The organism is Sphingomonas echinoides ATCC 14820 (genome assembly GCF_000241465.1).
Classification (GTDB): domain Bacteria; phylum Pseudomonadota; class Alphaproteobacteria; order Sphingomonadales; family Sphingomonadaceae; genus Sphingomonas; species Sphingomonas echinoides.
In genome coordinates this window covers 151,147-153,307 of sequence record NZ_JH584236.1, presented here as the reverse complement: position 1 = coordinate 153,307, position 2,161 = coordinate 151,147, and the positions used below count along the sequence as shown (strand labels likewise).

At 53.8% G+C, this 2,161-nt stretch carries 3 protein-coding genes; 2 read left to right on the top strand and 1 reads right to left on the bottom strand.

Annotated elements, in window-relative coordinates:
- A partial coding sequence (locus ON00_RS21090) for a hypothetical protein (RefSeq protein WP_211207183.1) occupies nt 1-333 on the top strand: 333 nt, incomplete at its 5' end.
- Between the two features lie 356 nt (nt 334-689).
- Entirely contained in the window at nt 690-1,544 is an 855-nt protein-coding gene (locus ON00_RS20800) for a hypothetical protein (RefSeq protein ID WP_126849362.1), read from the top strand.
- 229 nt (nt 1,545-1,773) lie between these two features.
- Here ON00_RS20800 and ON00_RS19110 read toward each other — a convergent pair.
- The coding region (locus tag ON00_RS19110) for a hypothetical protein (RefSeq protein WP_010409065.1) at nt 1,774-2,161 on the bottom strand (388 nt) is incomplete at its 5' end.

Here is a 2,161-nt window from a genome sequence, read left to right as displayed (position 1 = left end):
GAGGCCTCAAATTTCACAAGCCCAGATTTCGCCGTTATACACAACACTTCTGGACGCGACGATCGTAGCGCGTGGTTCCATTGCCCAAAGGCCGGATGCGGGAAGGATTTGGACAACCAACTTAATCGGAAATATGAATGTATTGGCGATGTGACAGGCTTCGCGAGTATTACCGTTGAAGGACGGCCTTCGGTTTCCAAAGGAAAGTTTGGGCACCTCGGCATGTACTCCAGAGAATTCTTTGCCACCCGCATATTGAAAGTTTCGCCTGCGCCGGATGCTTTAGTCCAAGAATGGATCATTGCATTCCGCCAACGTGGGCTATGCCAATGACCGCTCCCCCACCCAAATCAGACCTCCCCACCCCGCTCAGCCTGAGCTTGTCGAAGGCCCCGAGGCGTGGCGCCAGGTTCCCATGCTTCGACAAGCTCAGCATGAGCGGAGTGGGTGGGGCAATGTCCGCTTCCCACCCGTTTCGCCATTCCGTGGGGGTGAACGCTGCGCTCTATAGCTGTCCGTCCGGTGCTCGCCGCGAGCGAAGAAAACCCGCCTGACCGAACACGCCCCAAGTCGGCCAATCACCATCCTTTGTTCGAATGCCCGCGACCGCTGCTTCACGGGTCGTCGGCTTGAAGATTGTGACGGAAATTGCTGCTTGCGGAGCGCTCTCTTTCGGACGACGGTAGCTTATGCTGGAGCGGAATGTCCTTCGTATTGCACTGTTAAGCCTTATGCTTTGCGGCTGCGCAGTTGAGGATGACAGAAGCGCCGAGGCGCGCAAAATAACACCTGTTCTCGACGACGTGCGGTTCTTTGAACGACCAAAGCTGCTCTCGAAGCTGCGGAAAGGCACAGAACCGCTGCCGGAGATTGTCTTCATTGAGAGTGACCCATGGAAAAGTGTCATTGGCTCGGACTCACCAAAGTTCGCACTCTATGAGAACGGTCATGTTATCTATCGCGATGGCGAAGAATTTCGCACGGCCCAACTTGGCGCTGCCGAGCTTCAGAGAATTCGGAAACAGTTAACTCCTGCGCATAAACCCGCACTAAAAGGTGGGTATCGGATAGCACAAGCTACTGACCAGCCTGACAACGTATTGTTGTTATATAAAGGCGATCCCGTTTTCCTCAATGTTTATGGTTCACTCGACGATGAGGATGTTGCCTCCTCTCTTCCAGATTCAATTCGGGAGGCCTTTGAAACGCTGCGTTCGTTTCACCATGCAAAGTCGAAAAGGTGGCTACCCCAATGGGTTGAAGTGATGGTCTGGCCCTACGAGCACGCAGTTGATCCGTCTATTAAATGGGATCGGGATTGGCCGGGCTTATCTGATCAGCGCACCATTCGAAGAGGAGACAGCTACAGCTTATTTTTGCCAGCAACTGAATTGGAGCCGCTGAGACAATTTCTGGCAAAGAGGAACCCGAAAGGTGCTGTCGAGATCGATGGCCGTAAATGGTCGGCCTCAATCCGCTTTCCTTTCCCGCAAGAGCAGCTTTGGATGGCCCCAAACCCTGAAGCTGAGAACCTGTCTAACTAATTCGTAACGGCACCTTGTCAGGCTCTCGTCCCACGAATGATCAAAGCACATACATCAAATTCAGAATAGCAAGCGGTCGTCGCGAACACACTTTGGGACTGTCCGCTATCCACCCATCACAGCCACCCGTGCTGAGATTCTCTGCTGCCTGGAAGCCGTCCGGCAGCTTTGCGCCGCCAGACGATGCAAATGGCGAGCCGGAGCGGCGAGCATGGGTGGGAAGCTGCCGCTAGATACACTGACCGTAGGTGCCGCAGCCTACGTCGAAGGAAAGTGGGAAAACTAAGAACAAGTAAAGGCTGATGGCAGCCACTACGACCCAACGTTGAGGCTTAAGCAGAGCGAGCATCGCAACAAGCATCAACAGCCCCACTCCGGCTGAAGTGCCAAACTCATTGCCTTTTGGAAGATCGCTTCCAAGCATTTCGAGAGTGTACCCGAATAATGTCACTGAAATAAAAAGCGCTAATGCAGCCGAAAGCAATCCACCGAGATTTCGGATGGCAACTGCATGGCTTGTGAGATCAAATCGCTTCATGAGCCGGATGATAAGCAGGTCGAGAGAGTCCGCAAAGGGGCGGTACGCGACTGGCAGCTTTTCTTGCATCCGGTGGGTC

What these genes read in the sequence shown, in the direction of transcription:
- ON00_RS20800 (WP_126849362.1), top strand. Translation starts at nt 690, where the DNA reads ATGCTGGAGCGGAATGTCCTTCGTATTGCACTGTTAAGCCTTATGCTT.